Here is a 25,713-nt window from a genome sequence, read left to right on the forward strand (position 1 = left end):
GCGCGACCGTGGTCCGGTCTTCGCTAGGAGATGTAGGAGTAGTACGAGCGCAGGCCCGGCATCAGCAGACCGCGCGGCAGTCCAGCGACGACCCCGAGCGCGAACAGCGAGTTGTACCGCAGGTTCTTCAGCGGCATGCCTTCGCGCACTGCGGCGAGGCCGCGCAAAGCGCTGGCCCGGTCATGCCAGTCGATGTTGAACGAGATCGACGCGCCCGGCGAGGTGACTTGGTGCAGTGTTCCGGGCGGCATGTAGAAGACGTCCCCCGCCTCGACGTCGCAGGACAGCACCGTCGCGTCCCGGAAGCGCGGGTACCGGTCGAGGTCAGGAGCCTCCGGATCGACCCCCGCCCACCGCCAGTTGTAGGTGTAGCACTTGTCACGCTCCGCGTCGGCAACCATCACGAACCGCTTGGAGCCCTGCACCTGGAAGAACAGGTTGTGGGTCAGCAGCGTGTCGAAGTGCAGCGGTGTCACCGCGCGCGCGGGCCCGACGAAGAACTGTGTGAACTTCCACCACTGATCGCGGAAGAACGGTGGGAAGAAGTCGGTGGGGAACGGCTCCAGGTCGTGTCGGAGCTCCGGAAGGGTCGACAGCAGTGGCACATCGTGCAGGTAGCCCGGCGGGTCGCCGGCGTCCTCTCCCGTGGCAGCCGCAGCCTCCCACCGAGCGAGTTCACGAGCGTAGTCGCCGAGGCGGACGACAGCGGTACGGCCCGCGGAGACGGTACCGACCTTGACGCGTACCTGCTGCTCAGGCGCCACATCGCCGAGGTGGGCGGCCGACCAGATGGACACCGCCGGCATGTGTGCGGCCGCGCCACGCATCACCACGGGCCTGCGCCCCATGTACTCGGCGCGGAACTCTTCGAGGCTCAGCTCGGTCCGCACGTCCACAGGGACCGGTGGGGCCATCGTTGTCACTGCCATCTCCTATCGTCTTCCGCGTAGGCGTGCGGGCATGGGACGCCTCGTCGCCCGTGCGGGTACCGCTGTCGCCGGAGCCCCGCGTCGGTTGCTGTCCAAGTGGAGCGCGGCATCGGTCGAACAGTGCGAGGTGACTTCGCAAAGGCCGGTGTCCGGGTGGACCGTTCGGACGGTTTCCGATCTTCCGGCCTTTTTTCTTTCGCCCGTGCGGTGCTTCTGCCAAGGTTCGAGCATTCCCAGGTCCGGTCGCACGGTCAAGGGCAACCCCAGGAGAACAGCCGGTTGAGCACCAAGCATTTCTCGTTTCTTGACACTCTCAATCGGCCTGGCCTAGCTTCCATTCAGCCGAACTGCTGGGAATGAATTACCGGCCTCCCGAACGGGCGGCACGTAAGTATTCAGCAGCATTCTCATCCGACAGTGCATCCCGCCTCCCTCCCATCGAGGCCGACAGCAGGGGACCTCTCCATCCGATGTTCGACGACGAGAACGCCCAGTACCTCGTGGTGATAAACAGCGAGGAACAGTATTCGATATGGCCGGCCGCCCGTGACCTGCCGGCCGGTTGGACGGCGGTGGGCGGCTCCCGCCCTCGCCAGGAATGCCTCGACCACATCGAAAGCGCGTGGACCGATATGCGTCCGAAGAGTGTGCGCGAGGCCCTCGAAAATGCCGGATCTCTCACTGCACAGGGAAGTCGAATGGTACTCTCGCAGCTGGTTGACGCAGACGACCTCAAGGCCATGTCTCCCGAGGAGCTTCGCAATATGCTGGCCAGCCTCGACGACGATGTGATCTACGGCGACGACGGAAATGTCATCGAGCCCAGCACTGGCAACGAGACGACCTAGTCAGAAATTTCGCCGAGCATTCCGTGACGCGTATTGCGCATCCATTCTCCGCGCACCGCCGGATCGCCATTCTCTGAGAAAAGTGACATGACGTCTGCTGCCCCGAGTTCCGTTTCCGATGTGGTCGACCACGTCTTCGAGCGATATCCGCAGGTGGCCAGGCGCGCGGGCCGACATGAGTTCGACGCCCGGCTGCCCGAGGTCTCGCCCGACCTGCGGTCCGACGTGGAAGGTCTGCTGACCACGGTCCGTGCGCAGCTCGACGCCCTGCCCGAGAACGCGGACCCGGAGGTGCGGGCGGACCTCGGCACGGCGATGCGGGTGCTCGACGACGAGCGGTTCCGCATCGCCGAGCTCGGCCGGGCCCACCGCGGGCCCGACCTGTGGCTCGCCGAGACCGATGTGCAGGTCTACCTGCGCGGCCACTACGCACCGCTCGACGAGCGCGTCACGGCGTTGTCGCGCCATCTCACCCAGCTGCCGGACTTCCTCGCCGCCGCGGCGAAGACGTTCGGCGGCACGCTGCCGGCGGGCGAGCGCATCAGCGGCATCGAGAACGCCAGGGCCCGCGCAGCGTCCGTACCGAACCTCGCGGCCCAACTCGTCGCGGCACGGCCGGACCTGGCCGACGGCTCTCTCCTGAGGCTGGCCGACTCCGCGGGAGCCGCGTTCGCGGGCTTCGCGGACGCGGTCGCGGCCACCGAGCCGGCCCGCGCGGTCTTCGGTCCCGAGCTGCTCGCCGGCTACCTCGAGGCCGCCGAAGGGGTCGACACTCCGGTGGACGACCTGCTCGCCGAGGTCGATGACGAGGTGCGACACCTGGTCGCCCGTCTCGACGCACTCTCCGTGCGGCTGGGCGTGGGCAGTCGTGAGGACACCTACGGACTGCTGAGTGCGCGGCTCCCGGCCGGATCGGTGGTCGCCTCACTGTCGGGGATCATCGAGCGGCTCAGGGAGTTCTGGACCGAGCAGGACGTCGTCACCCTCACCAACCGCTACGGCCTCGACATCCGGCCAGCCCGCGACGCGTCGACCTCCGCCGCGGTCGTCTTCGACCACGCCGGAGCACTCGAAACCGTCCCGCAGCCGCATGTGCTGCACGTCCCCGAGCCCGCCGACCCCGCGGCACTCCGCGACTATCTCAACGAGCCGATGCTCGAGATGATCGCTGTGCACGAGGCCGTCCCCGGCCACTATCTGCACCACGAGGCCACCTCCCCGCACGCCGGGGTGATCCGCAGGTGCGTGCCGTGGTTTCCCGGGATCACGGAGGGATGGGCCCACTACGCCGAGGAGTTGGCGATCGAACGCGGCCTTGCCGAGGGCCGCCCGCTGGTCGAGGTCGCCGCCCTGCGCCACGCGCTGGAGGCCGCCACTCGCCTGCTGGTGTTCCTCTCCGTCCACTCGGGACGCATGAAGTTCGGCGCCGCCGCGCTCAAGGCCGCCACCCTGTGCGCGTGGTCGCCGGAGCGGGCCGGCCGCGAGGTGCTGGCCGTGGCCGCGTACCCGGCTGGCGCCATGTACACGCTAGGAAAACTGCACATCCGGCGCTGGCGCGAACTGGCCGGTGCAGGCACGTCGGCCGCCGACCTGAAGGCCTTCCACGACCGGCTGCTGCGCTGCGGCAGCGCCCCGCTGTCCGCCGCATGGCGCTACTACCTCGACGGCCGGCTCGTTCCGGCTGCGTCCACCACGATGTAAGGAGAATCCGTGACCCAGGTAACGGCAGAGATGACCCCCGCCGAGGCACTCCCCTCGGACTACTGGGTGACCGTTCCCGCCGGCCCGTTCACGATGGGCTCCGACGAGCTGCGCGAGGACGGCAAGCCTCGTGCTGCCGCGCCGGAGCACCAGGTCGACGTGGCCGAGTTCCGTATGGCCAAGTACCCGGTGACCGTTGCCGAGTTCCACCGCTTCGTCGAGGCCACCGGCCATGTGACCGACGCGGAGAAGAAGGGCAGGAGCTGGGTCTGGATCGGTGACCCCGCCGTCGTCGTCCCCGACCAGGACTACCTGTGGAAGAACATCGACGGGGCGTCCTGGCGCACTCCGCACGGGCCGGACTCCACCCTGGAGGGCAAGGACAACCACCCGGTCACCCATGTCAGTTCCCTCGACGTCGCCGCGTACTGCGCGTGGTCCGGCACCCGCCTGCCGACCGAGGCCGAGTGGGAGAAGGCCACACGCGGTACCGACGGCCGACGGTATGCGTGGGGCAACGAGGAGCCCACCGCCGAGCTCTGCAACCACACCATGAACGTGGCCGACACCACTCCCGTCGACGCCTACCCCGGGTCGGCCGGCCCGTACGGCGTCCAGGACCTCACCGGCAACGTCTGGGAGATCACCGCGAGCGCCTTCCACCACTACCCGTACGACGCGAACAAGCCCGGCCGCGTCATCAAGACGAAGGAGGGTGAGGTCGAGCTCGGTGTGATCCGCGGCGGATCGTTCTACAACAACTGTGACCCCCGTGGCTGCCTGGCGTGGGTGCGGATCTACAACCTGCCCGACTACAGCTGCTACGACATGGGCTTCCGTGTCTGCGCACGTTGACCAAGGCCGGCTGGACAGGCAGCTGCTCGACCGCGCGGACGCGCTCCTGGGCGACCTGCCCAGGACCCCGGTCGTGCGACTGCCTCACCTGGGCCTCCAGCTCTACGCGAAGATGGAGCTGGAGAACCGGACGGGAAGCGCGAAGGACCGAGCCGCTATCTGGATCCTCCGTGAAGCGGTGCGGCGCGGCGAGATCACCCGTACCACCACGGTTGTCGAGTCGTCCTCCGGAAACTTCGCGCTCGCCCTCGCGTCGTTCCTGAACGAACTGGGCGTGCCGTTCGTGCCGGTCCTCGACCCGAACGTGAACGCGGCCACCGAGCGGACGCTGCGGCGGCTGTGCGCGCGGGTCGAGAAGGTCACCGAGCCCGACGGCACCGGCGGTTACCTGTTGAGCCGGCTCGGACGGATCAGCGAGCTGCGCGCGGAGCTGTCGGACGTGTACTGGCCCAATCAGTACGCCAATCCGGACGGTGCGCGCGGCCACTACGAACTGACCGCCCGGGAACTCCTCGAAGACGTCGGCCGGATCGACTACCTCTTCGTGGGCGTCGGCACCGGAGCGACGATCAACGGGCTCTCGCGCCGGCTCGGTGAGACCTGCCCCGACGCCATGGTGGTCGCCGTCGACGTCGAGGGCTCGGCGATCTTCGGCGCTCCGCCGGCCCGGCGGCGAATCCCGGGTATCGGCTCCAGCATCCGGCCGCCGCTGATCGACGAGGCCTGGATCAAGAAGGTGGTCGTGCTCTCCGAGCTGGACGAGGTGGCCGGCTGCCGCGCCCTGCTCCGGGACCACGGCATCTACGCGGGCGGCTCCACCGGCTGCGTCTACGCAGCGATCACCCGGCACTTCGAGGGACACACGGGCCCGGAGCCGGTGGTGGCCTTCCTCTGCGCCGACAGCGGCAATCCGTACGCCGACACGGTCTACACGGACGACTGGGTCACCGAACACCTCACACCGGCAGCAACCGAGGGAGTATGAGCGTGACGACGAGCGTGTGGACGCCGCCACCCGCCGACGAGGCGGCGTTGACCGACTGGCTGCGTACCCGCGCCCCGGTCACCCGGGCGCCGGGCGGCGGCTGGCACGTCTTCGGCTATCCGGAGGTCAAAGAGGTACTGGCCAACCACGGTGCCTTCTCCAACGCCGTGGTGCGGCCGGTGCCCGAGGACTCGCCGATGCGCCTGTACCGCACGGGCAACCTGACCTGGATGGACCCGCCCCGGCACCGGAACCTGCGAGGCCTGGTGAGCCAGGCCTTCACCCCCCGCTGGGTCGCCGGTCTCGAACCGATGGTCCACGAGACCGTCGAGAGCTTCCTGGCGGAGCTGCGAGGCCGGGAAGAGGTCTCCTACGTACGGGAGTTCGCCTCGCCGGTCGTGGCCACGGCCATCGCTCGGATGCTCGGCATCCCCGACAAGGGACAGCACCTCTTCCAGGAGTGGTCGAGCAACCTCCTCGCACTCGCCGACCCGAGCTCCGAGGGCAACGGCCTGCAGAAGGTGCTCTCGCTGACCCAGATCGCCGAGGCGTACCTGCACCAGTTCGTCGCGAAGCGGCGCGCCGCGCCCACCGACGACCTGACCAGCAAGCTCATAGCGGCCGAGATCGACGGCGAGTCCCTCGGCGACGACGAGATCGCCGGGCTGATCGCGCTGCTGATGTCCACCGGACAGGCCGCGACCATCACGCTCGTGAACGCGATGATCGTCTTCGGGCGGCACCCGAAGGCCGTCGCCGAGCTGCGTGCCCGGCCCGAACTTCTCGACTCGGCCATCGACGAGGTCATGCGGTACCGCTCGGAGACCACCCGCGTGGAACGCAGGACCGTCCGGGACATCGTGATCGGCGGGCACGAGATCCCCGCCGGCGAATCGGTGTCGGTGTGGATCGCCGCCGCCAATCGCGACCCACGGGTCTTCGACGAGCCGCACGTGTTCGACATCGGGCGGTCGGCCAACCCGCACATCGCCTTCGGGCACGGCATCCACTACTGCCTGGGCGCGCCGCTGGCACGCCTGGAGATCCGCATCGCCTTGCGCGCCCTGCTCGACTCCACCACCGACTTCGCGGTCGATCCGGCAGGCACCCGCCTACTCGACCCGCGGCTCATGTTCGGCGCGAGTGAGGCGACCGTCCGGTTCACATGGAAGGAAAAGTCATGACGGGGTTCCTCCCGGGCGGGCTGATCGCACGGCTCGCCGCACACGCGCAGGACTCGGCCGGGAAGCCGGCACTGTCGATCGCGTCGCTCGGCGGCGGACCGCGAGTGGACCTGACCTACGGACAGCTGTGGGGCCGGTCACTCGCCGTGGCCCGCGCCCTCACCGAGAAGGTGCGGCCCGGCTCGCGCGTGCTGCTGCTGTTCCCGACCGCGCCGGAGTTCGCCCCCGCCTTCCTGGGCTGCCTCGCCGCGGGTGTGATCGCCGTGCCCGTACCGCTGCCGATCGACGAGGGCACCCGGCGCCGCGTACTGAACGTGGCCCGGGACTGCGACGTCTCGCTCGTCGTCTCCCTGTCGTTCGTCCGGGACCTCGCGCTGGCCGGTGAGGATCCGGAGCTGCGTGCGTTCGCCGAGGCCCAGGAGTGGTTGCTCGCCGATCTGATCGAGCCTTCCGCCGCCGACGACGGCGCGGGCCTGCCGCTCGCAGCCGGGGACGACGTCGCCTTCCTCCAGTACACCTCCGGTTCCACCAGTACGCCTCGCGGCGTCGTCGTGACCCACGGCGCGCTGATGCACAACGAGGCCGCCATCCAGCGGTCGTTCGGCGTGACGCCGGACTCCACGATCGTCAGCTGGCTGCCTCTCCACCACGACATGGGTCTCATCGGCGCGATGCTGCAGCCGCTGTACACCGGCGCCAAGGGCGTCATCCTCGACCCGCTGTCGTTCATCCGCCGCCCCGCGAGCTGGCTGGAGACCATCAGCGCCGAGGGCGCCGACATCAGTGGCGGCCCGAACTTCGCCTACGACCTGTGCGTGCGCAAGGTGACCGAGGAGGAGAAGGCCGGACTCGACCTGTCCCGCTGGCGCGTCGCCTTCAACGGCGCCGCCCAGGTCTATCCGCGTACGCTGCGCGCCTTCACCGAGGCGTTCCGCGACACCGGCTTCCGTTCCGGAGCCCATCTGCCCTGCTACGGCCTGGCCGAGTCGACCCTGCTCGTCACCACCGTCGCCGCCACCGTCTCCCGGACCTTCGACGACGGCCGGGAGCTGACCGCCTACCGGCTGCCCGACCACGCCGATGTGCGGATCCTCGACCGTGACGGCGATGCCCGGCTCGACGACGGCCAGGTCGGCGAGATCGCCGTCGCGAGCGACAGCAACGGCAACGGCTACTGGGGCGGGAAGAGCTTCGGGCCCCACCTGCGCACCGGCGACCTCGGCTTCCGCGACGGCGACGAGCTGTTCGTGGTGGGCCGTGCCAAGGACCTCATCGTCCAGCGCGGGCGCAACATCTACCCCGAGGACCTGGAGGCCGACGCCGGTACCTGCCACCCGGAGGTCCGGCCCGGCCGCTGTGCCGTCTTCGGCGTCGACCACGGCGGTGACGAGGAGGTCGTGGTCTGCCAGGAGGTCGGCGCCGGTACTCCGGCCGAGCGGTACGCCGAGATCGCCGCGCGGGTCCGCGACACCCTGTCGCGCGTCCACGGCGTCACCGCCCGCACCGTCCTGATCGTGCCGCCCGGCACCATCACCAAGACATCCAGCGGAAAGGTCCAGCGCTACGCGGTCCGTCGGCGCTACGTCGACGGCGTGCTGCCGGTCCTGCGGAAGGACACGCCCACCCGGCGCACCTCCTCGCTCACGGAACTGCTGTCGGACCACGCCCTCACCGACGCGCTCCGCCTCCACCTCGGGGCCCTGCTCGGCCTGGCCGAGCCGCCGCCGGCCGATGCCACGCTCGCCGGCCTCGGCGCCGACTCGCTGACCGCGGTCCGGCTGCGTCACGACCTGGAGGAGGCGCTCGGCGTCGAGCTGTCGCCCACGGCCGCGCTGCGGGCGGAGTCGATCGCCGCACTCGCCGCGGCGGCCTCGACCGCCACCGCCGCCACGGCCACCGCCGCCACGGCCACCGAGACCTACGAGCTCACTCCCTCCCAGCGCGCCCTGTGGTTCCTGCACCGGGCCGGACCGGACGGCGGCGACTACAACGTGACGCGCGCGTTCCGGGTCACCGGGACCGTCGACCCCGACGCCTTCCGCACCGCACTGCGTGCCGTGGCCGCGCGCCACCCGAGCCTGCGCCTGGCAATCACCACGCGCGACGGCACCCCGCACGCCGAGGTGTGTGACACCGGCGTCCCCGAGGCCGAGGTCGCCGACGGGCGCGACTGGTCAGACGAGCGGGTCGCCGCCTGGTACCGCGACATCGCGACCCGTCCGTTCGACCTCGCCTCCGGGGCCCCGCTGCGCGCCGCCCTGCTGCGGCGCCGGGACGACTGGCTGTTCGCGCTGTCCATGCACCACATCGTGTGCGACGTGTCGTCGTACGCGATCGTCGTCGCCGACCTGGCCGCCGCACTCCGTGGCGAGCAGGCTGAGCCCCACCCACTGGCCGCACCGCCCTCTTCCCGCGAACACCGTGACTTCTGGCAGGCCGAACTCGAAGGCGAACTGCCCACCCTCACACTGCCCGAGCTAGGCAGCCCCGAGGCCGGTGCACCCCGTGAGTCACTGGCCTTCCGCATGCCCGGCGCCCCACTGGCCGAATACGCCCGCGAGCACGGTCTGACCCTGCACAACCTGCTGCTCGCCGCCTATCAGGAGCTGCTGCACCGGCTGTCGGGCCAGTCCGACCTGATCGTCGGCGTGCCCACCGCGGGCCGCACCGACCGGTCCCTGGCCGAGTGGGTCGGCTATCTCGTCAACGTGGTGCCGGTGCGCTCCGTCCACCGCCCCGGGACGCCGTTCGTCGAGTTCGCCGCCGCGACCCACCGCCACGTCCTCGACGTGCTGGACCACGCGGACATGCCGCTCTCCGACATCGTCCGGCTAGTCAACCCCGACCGCGACACCGCCACGGCCACGGTCTTCCAGGCCATGTTCACCTGCTACACGGCGTCGCTGCCCGGCGCGGCCGGCATCGTGACGGGCGATGAGAAGTCCGAGCTGGCGGCGGGCGCCGTCACCTTGCACGGCCACGCAGTACCCGACCACACCACGCAGTCCGACCTCGGCCTGAACGTGGCGATCCGCGACGACACGGTGGACTTCCAGATCCAGTACGACTCCGCGAAGGTCTCCCGGGACCAAGCCGAGCTGGTGGCCGGGACCCTGCCGGTGCTGCTCGCCGGCATCGGCGCCGGGACGGGCGGACCACTGCCGCTGCTGGCCGAGGACGAGGCCGCCGCGCTGATCGCCCGGGGCATCGGTCCCGACGTTCCGCGCCCGGAGAACTACCTCGACTCCTTCGAGCACTGGGTCGACCGCGCCCCCCACAGCATCGCCGTCGACGACGGCCGGGTCCGGCTGACCTATGCCGAGCTGGACGTCCGCGCCAACCGGGCGGCCGAGCGGCTGCGGGCCGCCGGCGTGGCCACCGACGCCGCCGTCGTGATGAGCGCGGACCGGTCCGCCGACTACCTGGTGGCCCTGGTGGGCCTGCACAAGGCCGACGGCGCCTACGTGCCGATCAGCCCCCGCGAGGCTCCTCGGCGGGCCGAGGCGATGGTGGACGCGGTCGAGCCGGTCGCGATCATCGCCGGGCCTTCGGGCCGCCATCTGTTCGGCGACCGCCAGGTGTTCGACCTCGCCGAGCTGGTCTCGGGCGCCACCGAGGTCCGGCCGCCTCGGCTCTGCCACGACCACGCCACCTCGACGATCATCCACACCTCCGGTTCCACCGGTGTTCCCAAGGCCGCCGTCTCCACCAACTACGGCGTCACCAACCACATGTGGCAGCTGGCCGAGCACTTCGGGCTCACCGAGCACGACTGTGTCGCCCAGACCGCCCCGGTCTCCTTCGACATCTCCGTATGGCAGTTGCTGACTCCACTGATGCTCGGCGGCCGCGTACGGATCGTGCCCGAGCCGGACTCGCAGTCGCCCGCGAAGCTACTGAAGGCCGTGGTCGACGGCGGCGTGACCATGCTGGAGCTGGTGCCGTCCAACATGATGGCGCTGCTCGACGCGGGCTTCGCCGCGACCCCGGGCGCCCTGCGGGTGATGCTGTCCACGGGCGAGACCCTCACCCATGACGTGCTGCGGCGCTGGACGCGGGAGCTGCCCGGCATCCCCGTGCACAACGCCTACGGTCCGGCCGAATGCACCGACGACGTCACCGCCGGCCTGTGCGCGACCGGACCCGACGCTCCGATGACCACCGCGGTCGGCCGGCCACTCGCCAACACCACCGTGCACGTCCTCGACGAGCACCTGCGGCCGGTGCCGCCCGGTGTGGTCGGTCTGTTGCACGTCGGCGGCGGCGCGGTCGGCCGCGGCTACCGCGGCAACTCCCGGCGGACCGCCGAGGTGTTCGTGCCGGACCCGTACGCGGCGGCCCCGGGCGGGCGGCTCTACCGCACCGGAGACCTCGGCCGCCTGGACGCCGACGGCGACCTGGAGTTCCTGGGACGCGCCGACACCCAGATCAAGATCCGCGGCCAGCGGATCGAGGTCGGCGAGGTCGAGACCGCGCTGCGCCGGTGCCCCGGTGTCGTCGAGGCCGCGGTAAAGGTTCACCACGGGCCGGCGGGTGCCTCGCTCGTCGGCTATGTGTCCCGGCCCGGTGGACCGGAGGACTCGGCGGCGGTACTCGGCCTCGACGAGGACGAACGGTTCCGCGCCGTCCTCACCGACCTGCTGCCCCGGCATATGATCCCGACGATCATCGCCGAGTTCGGGCGGCTGCCCCGGTCCAAGAACGGCAAGGTGGACTACCGGTCTCTGTCGTTCACGGCGTCGGCGGCCCCCAGGACTGCGGCCGAACCGGACGACCCGCTCGCCGCGACCGTCCGGACCCTGTGGACGGACCTGCTGGAGCTCGACACGGTCGGCTGGGAGGACAGCTTCTTCCAGCTCGGCGGCCACTCCCTGCTCGCGCTCGCCATGATCGACCGGGTCAACGCGCTGCTCGGCGTGGGGCTGGTGGTCGATGTCGTCTTCGCCAACCCGCGACTGCGCGACTTCGTCGGTGCCGTACGGGCGGCGGACCCGGCCACGGCCGACCGGACGCGGGATAACCGCGTACCCGCGGACCCGACCCGGCCGGTTCCCGCCAGCGCCGCGCAGCAGCGCTTCTGGTTCCTGCGCGAGATCGACCCCGATTCCCCGACGTACAACATGCCCGGTGTGCTGCGGCTGCGCGGCGACCTGGACGAGGCGGCGCTGGAGGCGGCGCTGCGCGAGACCCTGGCGGCGCACCCCGTGCTGCTGGCCCGGTTCGCCACCGACGGTGGCGAACTCACCTGGACCGCCCGCCCGGTCGAGGAGTTCGAGCTCGCCCGTCTGGACCTGCGCGGCCCGGTGGCCGAGCTCGGCGACGCGGTCTTCGACCGGCTGGTCGAGGACGAGGCCGCGGTCGTCACCGACCTGCGCGAGGAGCTGCCGTTCCGCGCGCTGCTCGCGCGACTCGGGGACCGGGACCGGGGCCTGTTCGTCAACATCGACCACATCGTGTGCGACGGCTGGTCAGTCATGCTCTTCCTGCGCGAGCTGGCCGACCGCTACGACCGGCGGGTGCCGGCGGCGGCCGACTACGGGTTCGCGGACTACTGCCTCGACGAGCGAGCCTGGTGGAACCGGCGGGACCGTGGTGAGACCGCCGCCCTGTGGCGGGACGTGGTGGGCCGACCGGCCCGACGGTCCGCGCTGCCGGACCGGGCTGTCCCGGCGGGGCCGGGCGAGGACGCGTCGGCCAGGCACATCGACGCGTTCGACGCCGATCTCGGTGCGGCAGTGCGTGACTTCGGCGTGCGTACCGGCACCACCCCCTACATGGTGTTCGCGACCGCACTGGCCGCGCTCACCCACAGCGGGTCGAACGAGCGGGAGCAGATCATGCTCGGCACGCTGATCGCCCAGCGCGACCGGCCCGAGTGGCGGCAGGTCGTCGGGCCGCTGCTGAACGTCTCGGTGCTGGCCGTGGACCTGTCCCCGGCGGACTCGCCGGCCCAGGCACTGGCCGCCGTCCGTGCCGGCGCCCTGCGGGCCTACCGGTCCGCGAACGTGCCCTTCCAGGAACTGGCGCCGCTCCTCACACCGGCCACCGACGGCGACGGGTCGCCGTTCGACGTGATGCTCGTGATGCAGCCGCCCTCCCGACCCGTCGAACTGACCGGTCTTGAGGTGGAGGCGACCGACCTGGACATCGCCGCAGCCCCCTATCCACTGCTGATCGACATCGAAGAGCAGGACGGCGGCTATCGGCTGAGCCTCCGCTACCGGACCGGACGGTTCGACGCGGCGGGGATCGCGGACCTGGCCCGCCGACTGCACGCCACGGTGCGCGCGCTGGTCGGCGCCGACGCGGCGTCCCTGGCCGAACTGCTCCCCGTGAGCGACCTGGTGGAGAGGGCCTGATCATGAACGAGCCAATCGCGAGCCCTCTGTTGAGCCGGTTCTCCTCGTGGCGGCGGAAGCACCCCGAGGCACCCGCCGTGGTCGCGGACGGCGTCACCCAGGGGTACGCGGAACTGGACGCCATGGCCCGCCGGCACGCCGCGGCGCTGCGGGCGGCCGGCGCGGACCGGGAGACAGTGGTGGCTCTGGTCGCAGGCCGTGGCCCTCTATACGTCGCCATGGTGCTCGGTGTGCTGCTCGCCGGCGCGGCCTTCGTCCCGGTTGAGCCGAGCGTGCCGGTGTGGCGCGCCCGCCGGATGTGTGCGGATGCCGAGGTGCGGGCCCTGCTCGTCGAGCCGGGGCACGAGGAGTTCGCCGCCGAGGTCGTGGCAGGACTCGCCCCGGAGCCGAGCGTGCTCGTCGCCGCCCAGGAGCTGGGAGAGCTGGACCGGGAGGCTGCACAGGAGACGACGCCGGACCGACCGCGCGACGGTCTGGCCTACGTGATCTTCACGTCCGGATCCACCGGCCTGCCCAAGGGTGCGATGGTCGCCGACGGTGGCATGGACAACCACATGGCGGCCAAGACCGCGGACCTGGACCTCGGCACCACCGACGTCATCGGCCTCACCGCACCGCTCTCCTTCGACATCTCGGTGTGGCAGACCCTCATCGCGCTCAGCATCGGCGCCCGGACCGCGGTGGCCCTCCCCCGCAACATCTCCGAGCCCGGCGACCTGGTGGCGTGGGTCCGCCGGCACGGGGTGACCGTACTGGAGATCGTCCCGTCGTTCCTCGCCGTGCTCACCGCGCAACTCGACGACGAGCTACGGGCCGGGCTGTCATCGCTGCGGTATCTGGTCGCCACCGGGGAGGCTCTCCCCGGGGCGGTCGCCCAGCGCTGGTACGAGCACTGCCCGGACATCCCGATCGTCAACGCCTACGGCCCGACCGAGTGCTCCGACGACGTCACCCATCACAGGGTGACCGCGGCCGAGAGCGCTGCCCGGCCCTGGCCGTCGATCGGCCGGGAGGTGCTCAACACCCGCCTGTACGTGGTGAACGCGCAGGGACGCGAGGTACCGGCCGGCCACGAGGGCGAACTGCTCGTCGGCGGCGCCGGCGTGGGACGCGGCTACATCGGTGACCCGGTGCGCACCGCGCGGACCTTCGTGCCGGACGACCTGTCCGGCACGCCCGGCGCGCGGTTGTACCGCACCGCCGACCGGGTCAGCCGGGCGGCCGACGGCACCATCGACTTCCATGGCCGCCGTGACCGTCAGGTCAAGGTCCGTGGCCACCGGGTCGAGTTGGGTGACGTGGAGGCCGAGCTGCTGAGGATTCCGGGGGTCGGGTCCGCCGCCTGTGTGTTCGCCGGCGGTAGGCTGCGGGCCTTCGTGACTCTCGACGCGCCGGCCGACGTGGCCGCCGCCGTGCGCGCAGGCGCGCCGCACTACCTCGTCCCGCACGAGGTGACCGTGGTCGACCAGCTGCCGGTCAACACCTCGGGGAAGATCGACCACCGAGCCCTGGAGGCCCGGTGCGCCAAGGACACCTCGACGGACCCCACCACGGCCTCCGCCCTGGACTCGGTACGCAAGCTGGTCGGCGAGGCGCTCGGCGTGGCCGCGGTCGGCCCGGACGACGACTTCTTCACCGCGGGCGGCGACTCGCTCCTCGCGATGACCCTGGTCGCCCGCGCCCGCGCGCAGTTCGGCGCGGCGGGCACCTCCTTGCGCGCGTTCCTGTCCCGGCCGACCCCCCGGGGCCTCCTCGCCGCCGTCGAGGCCGCGGAACCCCTGGCCATCGGTGAGGAACCGTGTGCGGTGGGGGTCCTGTCGTCCGGGCAGGAGCGGCTGTGGTTCTTCGAACAGTTGCACCGCCGAAAGGCGCCCAACCTGTTGATCCTCTCCCTCGACCTGCACGGGACGCTCGACAAGGACGCGCTGCGGCACGCGCTGGCGGCGGTCGTCGCCCGGCACGAGCCGCTGCGCACCGCCTTCACCCAGGAGCGCGGTGTCCCGAAGGCCGTCCTGTGGCCCGAGGCCGAGCTCCCTCTGGAGGAAGCCGGTTCGGAGGAGTTCGAGATCTCCGCACGCACCCTCGAACCACCCCTGGCCCAGGCCCGGTTGGAGCGGATCACCGACCACCACCACGTGCTCTCGATCGCCCTGCACCACTTGGTCGCCGACGGCTGGTCCCTGGAGGTGCTCAAGCGCGACGTGGCCGAGCACTACGAGCGGGCGCTCGCGGGCGACACCGGGGTGACCCCGCCGCGCGCCACGTTCTCCCAGTACGTGGCCGCCGAACGTGCGTGGCTGGAAGGCCCCGACGCCGAGGAGTGCACGCGGTACTGGACCGGGGAGCTGGCAGGCGCACCGCCCGCGATCGATCTGCCGCTCGACCGGCCCCGGCCGGCCAGGCCGGCTTTCGAGACCGACCAGGTGGTCACCCTCCTCACGTCGGACGAGACCAAGGCCCTCGCCGAGACCGCCCGGGCCCACGGCGCGACCCCGTTCATGGCGGTGCTCGCCGCCTCGTACGTCGTGCTGCGCGATGCGACCGCGACCACCGATCTGGTGCTCGGCATCGACTCGGTCAACCGCTCGTGGCCCGGCAGCGAGGAGCTGATCGGCACGTTCGTGAATCAGCTGCCGATCCGGCTCGCACCCGGCGATGCACCGTCCTTCGGCGACCTGCTCGACCTGGCCAGGCGGCAGGTGCTCGGCGCACAGGAGCACGACCGACTCCCCTTCCACAAGCTGGTCGCGGCGGTGGCCCCACCGCGCCGGCCGGGCCGGTTCCCGCTGTTCCAGGTGAAGGTCACGCATCAGAGCGCGTGGCGCACCGGGCTGCGGATCGGAGACCTCCGGGTCGAGCCGCGCGAACTGGCCGACCCCGTGATGGACCTGGATTTGATGATCGACGTGTCCGGCGAGACCGACCGGCTGCGGCTGGAGGTCCTGTTCTGGCCGGAGACTCTCGACTCCGCGACGGTCGCAGGCTGGGCGCAGGCGGTGGCCGAGGTGCTGCGCGCCGGCGCGGCCGACCCCGACGCGGTACTGACTTTCGGCGAAAGGTGATGAAGGTGTCGACGCAGAATCAGGTTGCCGAGGTCTGGCGCGAGTTCCTCGAAGTGGACGAGATAGCCGCCGACCAGGACTTCTTCGAACTGGGTGGCCACTCGATGCTGGCGGTGCAGTTGCTCTACCGGCTCACCGAGGTGACCGGTGTCGAGCTGGCGCTGGAGGACTTCTTCGAGCTGGGCACGGTCGAGGAAGTCGCCGCCGAGTTGGATCGCCTGCGCGCCGGCCGGCCGGCCGCCGAGCTGGTCTTCGAGGGGGAGCTGTGAGTGCACGGGAGGTGCTGAGCCGCCTGGACGACCTCGGCGTGGCGCTGAACCTCGCTGACGGCCGGCTCCGCTACCGCAACCGGGGCGAGGAACTGCCGACCGAGCTGCTGGCGGAGATGAAGCTGCACCGTGAGGACCTCCTCGGCCTCGTCGGCCGGCGCGAGGGGCTGGCGTGGCCCCCGGCCCCCGGCGGGGACAGCGGTCCGCTGACGGCCGCCCAGCGCTCGCTGTGGGCCACCTCGTACTTCGCCGAGGACGGCACCTACAACCTGTGCGGGGCCCTGCGCCTGCGCGGGGCGCTCGACCGGGACGCGTTCGTCCTGGCGCTGCGGGACCTGCACGAGCGGCACCCGTCGCTGCGCACCGTCTTCCCGGTGACCGACGGCGAGCCGCGGCAGCTGGTCCTGCCGTCGGTCGAGCCCCCGCTGACCGTGACCGAGGGCGCCGATCCAGCCTCCTGCCTGGCCGAGTGTGCGCGCCTCACCGACCTGCCGCTGCCTCTGGACCCGACGCCGCCGGTGCGGATGCATCTGTTCCAGCTCGCTCCGGAGGACCACGTCTTCTTCTTCGTGCTCCACCATGTGATCGCCGACGGCACGTCGTTCGGCCCGCTCCTGGACGACCTCGCCCGCTGCTACGGCAGCCGGGTCGAGGGGCGACGGCCGCCTTACCCGGGCGATGACGTAGCCGTGATCGACTACGCCCGCTGGGAGGCAGACCGGGTCGCTCACGCCGATCTCGCCGTCTCGCGCCGGTACTGGCGGGAGACGTTCGACGACGCGTCGCTGAGCGCGCTCCCGCTGCCCCCGCCACGCGACGGCGTCGGCGCCGAGCGCGGCCACGCCCACCGCGTGGTCGTCCCCGCCGATACCACCGCCGCCGTCCGGCGGATCGCCGGGCAGGCTCGCGCCGGCGTCTTCACCGTGGTATCCACCGCGGTCGCGGTCTCACTGTCCCGGTACACCGGACGCGAGGACCTGGTGGTCGGCATGCCCGTCTCCCGCCGCGACCGCCCCGGTCTGGAACGAGTGGTCGGTCTGCTGCTGGACACGGTGCCGGTCCGGCTGGACGTCGGCCCCGGCCCCTTCACCGAGCTGGTGCGCCGGACCCGTTCGGCGGTCCTCGGCGCCGTCCGCCACGCGCCCGTGCCCGAGGACGTCCCTGCCGCCCGGTCGGCGTTCAACGTCATCGTCACCGACCTCGGCACCACACTGCCCAAGCCCCGCTTCCCCGGACTAGCGGTCGAGCATGTCGAGGTGGCTCAGCTCGGCGCCAAGTACGGCCTGAACTTCCTGGTCCGCGACGAGGGCGAGACCCTCGTCCTGCACGTCGAGGCGGACCGCCGGGCCGTGGCCGACGCGGACGTCGAGGCCATCGCCGGCACCGTACTCGCCGTACTGACGGCTGCCGGTGCCGACCCGGTCGCCCCGGTCGCGTCGCTCGCCGCCGGAGCCTTCGGGGTCGCGGCGCCGGGCACGGTCGCCGCCCCAGGTCGGCTGCCGCGCGTCGACGAGTCGCTCACCGGCCGCCTGGCCGCGACAGCCCGTGAGCACCCGGACGCGGTCGCCGTCACCGCGCCCGAGGGCACCCTCACCTACGCGCAGCTGTGGGCGCGGATCGAAGCGACCGCGGGGGCCCTGCGTGCTCGCGGGATCGGTGCCGGGGACGTCGTGGCCGTCTCCCTGCCGCGCAGCCTGGATCTCGTCGTGGCCATCATCGGCGTGATGGCCTCGGGCGGGGCGAGCCTGGTGCTGCACGAGGCCTGGCCGTCGGCGCGCGTGACCGACGTCCTCACCGACTCGGGCGCCTGCCTCACCATCACCGACGAGGCCGAGGTGCCCGGGGAACGGGCTGCCCTCACCGAACTCGTGAACGCCCCGGTGAAGGCACCGCTCGTCCACGTGCCCGCGCACACCACCGCCTACGTGATCTACACCTCCGGCTCCACCGGCCGGCCCAAGGGCGTGCAGGTCACCCACCACAACGTGCTGAGCCTGCTCGACGCGACCGCCGACGGCTACGGCCTCGGCCCCGACGACGTGTGGACCCTCTTCCACGCCTGCTCGTTCGACGTATCGATGTACGAGATGTTCGGCTGCCTCGTGCTCGGCGGCAGGCTCGTCGTGGTACCGCGGCTGACGACATGGGAGCCGGAGGAGTTCGCCGAACTGTGCGCCCGCGAGCGGGTGACCGTGCTCAGCCAGACCCCGTCCGCGCTGACCGTCATGCTGCCCGCGCTCGCCGCGCGGCCCGACTCCACCCGGCACATGCGGTACGTGCTGTTCGCGGGCGAGGCGCTGGACCGGCAGCTGGTCGAACGCTGGTACGCGGAGGTCGGGCACCGCACCGAGCTCGTCAACATGTACGGGATCACCGAGACGACGGTGCACGCGTCGTGGCACCGGCTGCGGCCCGGGGACACCCGGACCGCCGAGTCCGAGATCGGTGCACCGCTGCCCGGTACGGCGCTGCACGTGCTGAACGACGACGGCGTTCCGGTCGCCGACCGCTGCGTCGGAGAGATCCATGTAGGCGGCCCGCAGGTCAGCAACGGCTACCTCGGCAGGCCGCGGGAGACCGCTCTGCGGTTCCTGCCGGACCCCTTCAGCGATGTTCCCGGCGCCCGCATGTACCGCTCGGGCGACCTCGCCCGGCGCAACGGGACCACCCTGGCCTACCTCGGCCGCCGCGACCAGCAGGTGCAGGTCAACGGCTTCCGGGTGGAGCTCGCCGAGATCGAGGCGGCGCTCTCGGCCCGCCCCGGGGTCGCCGCGGCCGGTGCCTCGGTGGCCACGGACGACAGCGGCGCGCACCTCGTGGCCGTCGTCGTCCCCGAAGCCGGCGTAACGCCCGAACCCGCGGAGCTGCTCAGCGCGGTGCGCGGTGTGCTGCCCCGCTACATGGTTCCGCGCACCGTAGTGGCGGTCGACGAGCTTCCCCTCACCAACAACGGCAAGCTCGACCGACGGGCCGTGGCCGCCGCGGTGGCCGACCCTACGACGTCCGGGCATGCGCCGACGGGAAGGAGTAACGCCGCCCCGGCTGGTCCGCATGAGGCTCTGCTGCTCGATGTGTTCCGCGAGGTGCTCACGGACCCGTCCGTCGGAACCGACACCGACTTCTTCGACGCCGGCGGTGACTCCATGCGGGCGATCCGTGTGGTGGGCCTCGCCAAGGATCGAGGTCTTGGCCTGACCGTCCGGGACGTGTACGGCGCACCGACGGTCGCCGCCCTCGTGTCGCGGGTGGGCGACGCCGGGGAGGGCCGGGTCGACCGCGAGCCGTTCTCGGGGCTGCCGCAGGGTGCCGTCTTCCCCCCGGACGTCGTCGACGCCTACCCGATGACCGCTCTGCAGTCCGGGATGGTCTACCACCAGGAGATGGCGCCGGACGCCCGCGTCTACCACATCATGCTGAGCTACCGGGTACGCGGCGTGCTGGACCCGGTCGCCTTCAGGGCGGCCGCGCAGGCCGTCACCGACGCTCATCCGGCGCTGCGCACCAGCTTCGACCTCGCTGGCGAGCTGGGGCCGGTGCAGCGGGTGCACACCGGTGTCGAGGTGCCGGTCACGTTCGAGGACCTGACCGGACTCGACACCGACGGCCAGGAGGAACGGATCCGGGAGGTCGTGGCGCGTGAGACCGCCGAGGACTTCGACCTGTCCCGGCCGGGCCCGTTCCGTCTCGTGGCGCTGACCACGTCCGCGACCGACTACCAGCTGATCTTCACCCATAGCCACACCATCCTCGACGGCTGGTCGGTGAACGTCTTCTTCGAGGACCTGCACACCCGGTACCTCGAACTGCTGGACACGGGCACGGCGACGCCCAGGCCGGGCCCGCGCACCACCTTCGGCGACTACGTGGCCCTGGAACGGGCGGCGCTCGTCGACGAGGAGCACCAGAAGTTCTGGGCCGGACGCACCGCGGGACCGGCCCGGCTGATCGCGCCGGAGCGATCGGGCGCGCCCATGATGCGGCAGTTCCATGTGAACCTGTCGGGCCGAGTCGATGCCCTGCGCGCCGTCGCCGCCGAGCTGGGCGTGCCGGTGAAGGCACTGCTGTGCGCCGCGCACCTGCGGGTCGTCTCCTGGCTGACCGGCTCCGACGAGGTGAGCACCAGCATGGTGTTCGCGTGCCGGCCCGAGGACTCCGACGCCGACCGCGTTCTCGGCCTCTTCCTCAACCAGCTGCCCCTGCGGATCTCGCTGGGCGAGCGGTCATGGGCGGAGCTGGCGGTGCGCTTCCATGAAGAGGAACAGGAGATGATGCGGCACCGCTGGTACCCGAACGCGGCCATCCAGGCCGGGCACGGCGCGGCGCCGCTGTTCGACTCCGGCTTCAACTTCACGGACTACCACGACACCCGCCGAATGGTCGGGGCCGGCGGCCTGGAACTGCTGGACGTACAGGAACTGGAGTCCACGCACTACACGTACAGCTCGGCCTACACCGTCGACGTACGCACCCACGAGCTACGGCTGTTGATGGAGTACGACGCGGCGGCGCTGCCGGAGAGCACGATGGTGCTCGCGGCCGAGGTGCACCGCAGGGCCCTGGCCGCGATCGTCGAGGGCGCCGAGCGGTCCGTCCGCGAGACTCCGCTGCCCGGCATCGTCGACCTGGCCCGACTTCTGGCGTCCGACCCGGCCTCCGACACCACCGGGGCCCTTCAGGAGGACACCGCGCCACCTGTGCGTCAGGTCCCGGCAGTGGCTTCGGGCTCGGCCCCCACGCCGGCAGCGCTACCCGAACCCGCCCGCGCAGCCCTGGAGGCCGGCATCCGCGAGGTCTGGACCGAGGTCCTGGGCATCACGGACATCGACGCAAGGACGCCGTTCTTCGATGCGGGCGGTGACTCGCTCACCGCGATGCAGGTGGTCAGCCGGCTCCGGGCCCGTCACGGAGCTCTGTCGATGCGCGCCTTCATGGCGGAACCCACGGTCACGGGCCTGGCGAACACTCTGGAAGGCCGCACCGCATCGGTAACGCAGGCCACGGCGCCTGCCGTCGCGGAGCCGGCGGCCCGTTACCCGCTCTCCCGTGCTCAGCGCCAGATGTGGGACGTGTCCCGTCAACTGCCCGGAGTCGGGCTGTTCGCCATGGCGGGCGCACTGCACGCCGACGGCCCACTCGACATCGCCCTCCTGGAGCGGACCCTCACCGAACTGGCGACCCGTCATGAGGCGCTGCGTATCAGGTTCGAGGACACCAGTGACGGCCCCGTACAGGTGGTCGAACCACACATCACGGTCAAGCTCGGCATCGAGGACCACTCGGCCGACGAGCACCCGGCCCGTCGCTGCGAGCAGCACATGGCGGCCGCCGCCCGGGAGGCACTGCCGCTGGACCGGGCGCCACTCCTGCGTGCCACTGTGCACCGGCTCGGCGACAACCGGCACGTCGTCTTCCTGAACGTCCACCACATCGTGTGTGACGGCCGTTCACTCTCGATGCTGCTGTCCGAAGCCGCGCAGATCTACCGCGAGATCGCCGCCGACGGTGTACCCGCGCACCGGCCAGTCCCCCGTGGCAGCGGCTCGCTCGCCAAGGACCGGGCCGACTGGCTCGCCACGGAAGAGGGGGCGCGGCAAAGGGAGTTCTGGCTGGAACGGCTCAAGCCACCGTTCCCCGCGCTCGCCGACGGCCCCGGCAGCCGCTTCGCCGAGGTGAACACGCAGGCGTCGTTCGTGCAGCGGCTGCGATCGGCGGTGACCAGGGCGACGCTCCTGGACGACGACGTCGCCACGGTGCGCGCCGCGGCCCGCAAGCACGGCATGACCGATTTCATGCTCGTGCTCGGCGCGTACGCGACGACGCTGCGGGCATGGAGCGGCCAGGACGACATCCGTATCGCCACCATGCTCGCCAACCGCGTCGAGCCGGGCACGGAAGAGATCGTCGGGCTCCTCACCAACACGGTCGTCCTGCGCATGCGGCTGGACGACACCGGTCCGGTCGCGGTCGCCAGGCAGGCCCGTGAGGTCTGCGTCGACGCCTTCGACCACCAGGAACTGCCGTTCGAAGAGATGCTCGCCGGGCTGCGGGACCGGTATCCGGGCGGGGGCCCGGTGTTCGAAGCGGTGCTCGTCGGACAGGAGGAGGTCGCCACCGTCACCCCTGACGACGGCCTCGTCTTCACGCCGTACGCACCCGACCGTGACGTGCTGGGCGCCCAGGTCGTGGCCACCGAGTCCGACTTCGTACTCGGACTCGTACCCGCCGGTGACACGTTGGTGTTCGAGCTGCGTTTCAGGCCCGCGAGCACGTCGAAAGAGGTGGCCGCCGAGCTCCTGGAGGCCATCACGACCGCCGTGCGGACCACCGCCGACGCCCTTCTGGAGACCCCGTGACCTGCTCGGTTCACCGTCCGAGCCTGCGCCGCCTGGGACTGCTTCCGACAGTCCGGGCGGTGGGCGCGGCGGGCTCGACCACCGTGCTGCTCGCGGCGTTGCTGCTCCCGTGGCCCTGGGCGTCGGCGGCCGTACTCACCGCGTGCGCGGCCGGCATCACCGAGTACCTGCGCCGCAACTGCGGCCGGGTCGCAGTTGAGCGACGGTTGCTGCGCTCCCTGAAGGACTCGGCACCGCGCTGTCCCGGTGACATCGAGGTGCCCACGCTGACCGCACCGGTGCAGGCCGAGTGCGGCGGCGACGGCGTCACCCGGATCAGCGCGCAGAACTATCACGACGCGGTCCGCGCCCTCGGCTACACGATGGGCCGTGACCGCGGTTTCCAGCTGGACCTCGTACGTCGCACCGGCGGCGGACGACTCTCGGAGGTGTGGGGCAGGACCGCGCTGCCGCTGGACACGGTCTACCGCCGCCTCGGGCTCATCGGTGCCGCCCGGACCGCGACCGAACAACTCGCCGAGCCGGAACGAGAGCTCCTGACGGCGTTCGCCGACGGCGTCAACGCCGCCTACGCGCACGAAACCCCGTTCGAGTGCCGGTTCCTGTCGTACCGGCCTCAGCCGTGGCGGGTGGAGGACAGCGTGCTCACCTCGCTCGTCCTGTCGCACTCGCTGTCCTGGAACGAGGAGGCCAAGCGAGCGGAGGCGGTCATGCGGCGTGCGCTACCGCAACCCATCGCCGATTTCTTCCTGCCCGGCAGTGGTACCGCGGCCCTGCCCGCCGACCTGACGCGCCATCGCGGCGAGGCGGACGCTCTGGACCTCGTCGCTCTGGACAACGCCGTCCCCGGCTCCAACTGCTGGACCGTCTCCGGGGACGAACCGCTGCTCGCCAACGACCTGCACCTGGCCTTCGGCATCCCGAACGTCCTCTACGAGGTCGACCTCGCCTGGCCCGGCACCCGATTGCGCGGCCTGGCCAGCCCTGGCCTGCCGGTGGTGCTTTCCGGCACCAACGGACGGATCGCCTGGGGCGTCACGAACCTCACGGCCGATGTTCTCGACCTCGTCCCCGCCGAGGAGGAGGACCTGCGCACGAGGACGGAGGAGATCCGCATCCGCGGCCGCGGGCCGGCGACCGTGGAGGTCACCACCGTCGGCACGATGCCGGTCTCGCGCGCCTCGCTGTGCGGCGAGAAGGTCGCCGTCCGCTGGACGGGGCACGACCCACGCGCCGCCGACCTGCGGTTCCAGCGGCTCGCCCATGCCAAGGACGTCATCGGGGCCGTCGCAATCCTCGACGACGCCCACGGCGTCGCGCTCAACGTCCTCGTCACGGACCGGAAACGGAAGGCGCATCTGGCGACGGGACTGCTGCCCCGCCGTCCGGCCAGCACCCCACGCACAGAACCGGCCGACGGCCACCTCACCGGACCGGAACGTCCTCGGATCATCGATCCCGCCGATGGAATCCTCGTCTCGGCGAACGACGGCGCTCTGCCCGAGGACGAGTTCCGGATCGGGCTCGACCTGGACCCGGGGCACAGGGCGCGCCGCATCCGCCATGTCCTCGGCACGAGCGAGCGGCATGACGCGGCCGGCATGCACGCGCTGCAGCACGACATCGCGGCCGATCTGTACCTGCCCTACCGTGATCTCGCGGTTTCGTCCCTGGAGCCCGGCGACCCCGTCCGGTCCCTGCTCCAGGAGTGGGACGGCACCGCCGGGACCGGCTCTCGCGCCTTCGGCGTCCTCGTCCGACTGCGCGACATCCTGGCCCGGCGGGTCCTCAGCCCGTACGTCGCCGTCTGCCGCGAGCACGAGCCCTCGTTCCGCTTCCCGTTCCGGGACTACGACCGGCCGCTGCTCGCCATCCTCGGGGCCCGCGACCGCGCGCTGCTGCCCGCCGGGACCACCGACGTGGACGGCTTCGTGGCCGACTGCGTGAGGTCGGCGCTGCAGGACCGACCGGAGAGATGGAGCCGCCTGAACAGGGTCGGCTTCAAGCACCCGCTGACCTCGCTGGCGCCGTGGGCCGACACCATGCTCGGCATCCGCCCGCGCGCACAGGCCGGGATGTTGCACACCGTGCGCACCGCCGTCCCAGGGTTCGGCGCGGCGGGCAGGGTCGTGGTCACGGTGGACGACCTCGTCACCGCCGAGCTGCCCGCCGGCCAGTCGGGACATCCGCTGAGCCGCCACTACGCGGACCGTCACGCACGGTGGGCGAGCCTGGCGGCCCCGCTGCAGCCGCGCTCCCGCCGGACCGGCTGCGGCCACGTCCTTCGGCCGCCGGCGGACCGCTGATGTGCACGGTCAGGAAAAGGACGAGGGCGGCGCGAAGCACGCGCCGCCCGGACCGTCAGACCACCTGTTCCCGCTCCGCCGGGGCCCCGGTCACCGTGCCGAGGTCACGCCGGATCTCGGCGAGCAGTGCCTCGGGGGCCGAAAGGAACGCGAAGTGGTCACCGTTCAGCTCGACGGACCGGCAGTCGGCCGAGACGTCCGGCCAGCCGCCCATGAGCTTCGTGGGGATCTCGGTGTCCTCCGACCAGCCGATCGCGGTGACTCCCGAGGGAACGGTGATGCGGCCGGGGGAATACTGCCGGTTCGCCTCCAGGTCGTTCGCGAGGACCTCCAAGCCCATCTCGACGAGCGGTCCGCTCGGCTCACCACCGAGAGCGGTGATGATGTGGCCGAGCTCGGTGCGCAGCCCGTCGCGGCCGAGATCGAAGAGCCGGCTGAACGGTCCGTCATGGGGTGCCACCTGGCCCGAGACGAAGACCCGTTCGGGCAGCGGGAGCCCAGCCGCAGCGAGCTGCCGGGTCACCTCGACACCGGGGAGCGCTCCCCCACAGTGCCCGAAGAACGCGAAGGGCCGGTCCAGGTGAGGCCGGAGGTACTCAACGAGGTCCCGCGCCATGTTCTCGTACGTGCCGTAGTGCGGCTCCGCGATCCGATTCTGGCGGGCAGGCGGCTGGATCAGGCAGACGTCGATCGCACCGATGCGCCGCGGCCACGCCTGGTACATCGAGGCACCGCACCCCGAGTAGGGGAACAGGAAGAGACGGGCCGGCGCGTCCGGGTCCGGAGTCCGCAGGAGCCAGCGCGGAGGCCTCTTGGGACGAAGCTGCTGAGTTTTCATGCGGGCGACCGTAGAGGAGCCGCC

12 protein-coding genes are annotated in these 25,713 nt (G+C 71.4%); 10 read left to right on the forward strand and 2 right to left on the reverse strand.

Annotation, left to right across the window (positions count from 1 at the left end; genetic code table 11):
* Positions 1-23 precede the first annotated feature (23 nt).
* Positions 24-914, reverse strand: a complete 891-nt coding sequence (locus tag ACQP09_RS15140) for a cupin-like domain-containing protein (RefSeq protein WP_433406604.1) — start codon at positions 912-914, stop codon at positions 24-26.
* Between the two features lie 485 nt (positions 915-1,399).
* Here ACQP09_RS15140 and ACQP09_RS15145 point away from each other — a divergent pair, with 485 nt between their 5' ends.
* From ACQP09_RS15145 to ACQP09_RS15190, 10 genes are all read left to right on the forward strand, one after another.
* Complete coding sequence (locus ACQP09_RS15145) at positions 1,400-1,777, forward strand: MbtH family protein (protein ID WP_433399622.1); 378 nt, start codon at positions 1,400-1,402, stop codon at positions 1,775-1,777.
* Positions 1,778-1,864: 87 nt separating this feature from the next.
* Positions 1,865-3,478, forward strand: coding sequence for a DUF885 family protein (locus tag ACQP09_RS15150; protein WP_433399624.1), 1,614 nt, complete (start codon positions 1,865-1,867; stop codon positions 3,476-3,478).
* Positions 3,479-3,487: 9 nt separating this feature from the next.
* On the forward strand, positions 3,488-4,333 hold the full coding sequence (locus ACQP09_RS15155) for a formylglycine-generating enzyme family protein (RefSeq protein WP_433399627.1): 846 nt from the start codon (positions 3,488-3,490) through the stop codon (positions 4,331-4,333).
* The gene (sbnA, locus tag ACQP09_RS15160; protein ID WP_433399630.1) at positions 4,317-5,318 is read left to right on the forward strand and encodes a 2,3-diaminopropionate biosynthesis protein SbnA; all 1,002 of its coding nucleotides are present in this window, start codon (positions 4,317-4,319) and stop codon (positions 5,316-5,318) included. Before ACQP09_RS15155 ends, sbnA begins: the two co-directional genes overlap by 17 nt.
* Before the next feature lie 2 nt (positions 5,319-5,320).
* Entirely contained in the window at positions 5,321-6,502 is a 1,182-nt protein-coding gene (locus ACQP09_RS15165; RefSeq protein ID WP_433399633.1) for a cytochrome P450, read from the forward strand.
* On the forward strand, positions 6,499-12,861 hold the full coding sequence (locus ACQP09_RS15170) for an amino acid adenylation domain-containing protein (RefSeq protein ID WP_433399636.1): 6,363 nt from the start codon (positions 6,499-6,501) through the stop codon (positions 12,859-12,861). The genes ACQP09_RS15165 and ACQP09_RS15170 overlap by 4 nt, the downstream gene beginning before the upstream one ends.
* Before the next feature lie 2 nt (positions 12,862-12,863).
* A complete protein-coding gene (locus tag ACQP09_RS15175) occupies positions 12,864-15,923 on the forward strand; it encodes an amino acid adenylation domain-containing protein (RefSeq protein WP_433399639.1) in 3,060 nt (1,019 codons plus the stop codon).
* Between the two features lie 5 nt (positions 15,924-15,928).
* A complete protein-coding gene (locus tag ACQP09_RS15180) occupies positions 15,929-16,192 on the forward strand; it encodes a phosphopantetheine-binding protein (protein WP_433399642.1) in 264 nt (87 codons plus the stop codon).
* Positions 16,189-22,545, forward strand: coding sequence for an amino acid adenylation domain-containing protein (locus ACQP09_RS15185; RefSeq protein ID WP_433399645.1), 6,357 nt, complete (start codon positions 16,189-16,191; stop codon positions 22,543-22,545). The genes ACQP09_RS15180 and ACQP09_RS15185 overlap by 4 nt, the downstream gene beginning before the upstream one ends.
* A gap of 59 nt (positions 22,546-22,604) precedes the next feature.
* Positions 22,605-24,851, forward strand: coding sequence for a penicillin acylase family protein (locus ACQP09_RS15190; RefSeq protein WP_433399648.1), 2,247 nt, complete (start codon positions 22,605-22,607; stop codon positions 24,849-24,851).
* A gap of 55 nt (positions 24,852-24,906) precedes the next feature.
* On the opposite strand, the gene ACQP09_RS15195 is transcribed toward ACQP09_RS15190, so the two are convergent.
* Positions 24,907-25,689, reverse strand: coding sequence for a thioesterase II family protein (locus ACQP09_RS15195; RefSeq protein WP_433399651.1), 783 nt, complete (start codon positions 25,687-25,689; stop codon positions 24,907-24,909).
* Positions 25,690-25,713 lie beyond the last annotated feature (24 nt).

Origin of the sequence: Streptomyces sp. CA-146814 (assembly GCF_050942385.1) — a bacterium.
Taxonomy (GTDB): Bacteria; Actinomycetota; Actinomycetes; order Streptomycetales; family Streptomycetaceae; genus Streptomyces.

Coding starts and splice junctions, on each gene's coding strand:
- ACQP09_RS15140 (WP_433406604.1), bottom strand. CDS start 914: ATGGCCCCACCGGTCCCTGTGGACGTGCGGACCGAGCTGAGCCTCGAA.
- ACQP09_RS15145 (WP_433399622.1), top strand. CDS start 1,400: ATGTTCGACGACGAGAACGCCCAGTACCTCGTGGTGATAAACAGCGAG.
- ACQP09_RS15150 (WP_433399624.1), top strand. CDS start 1,865: ATGACGTCTGCTGCCCCGAGTTCCGTTTCCGATGTGGTCGACCACGTC.
- ACQP09_RS15170 (WP_433399636.1), top strand. CDS start 6,499: ATGACGGGGTTCCTCCCGGGCGGGCTGATCGCACGGCTCGCCGCACAC.
- ACQP09_RS15175 (WP_433399639.1), top strand. CDS start 12,864: ATGAACGAGCCAATCGCGAGCCCTCTGTTGAGCCGGTTCTCCTCGTGG.
- ACQP09_RS15195 (WP_433399651.1), bottom strand. CDS start 25,689: ATGAAAACTCAGCAGCTTCGTCCCAAGAGGCCTCCGCGCTGGCTCCTG.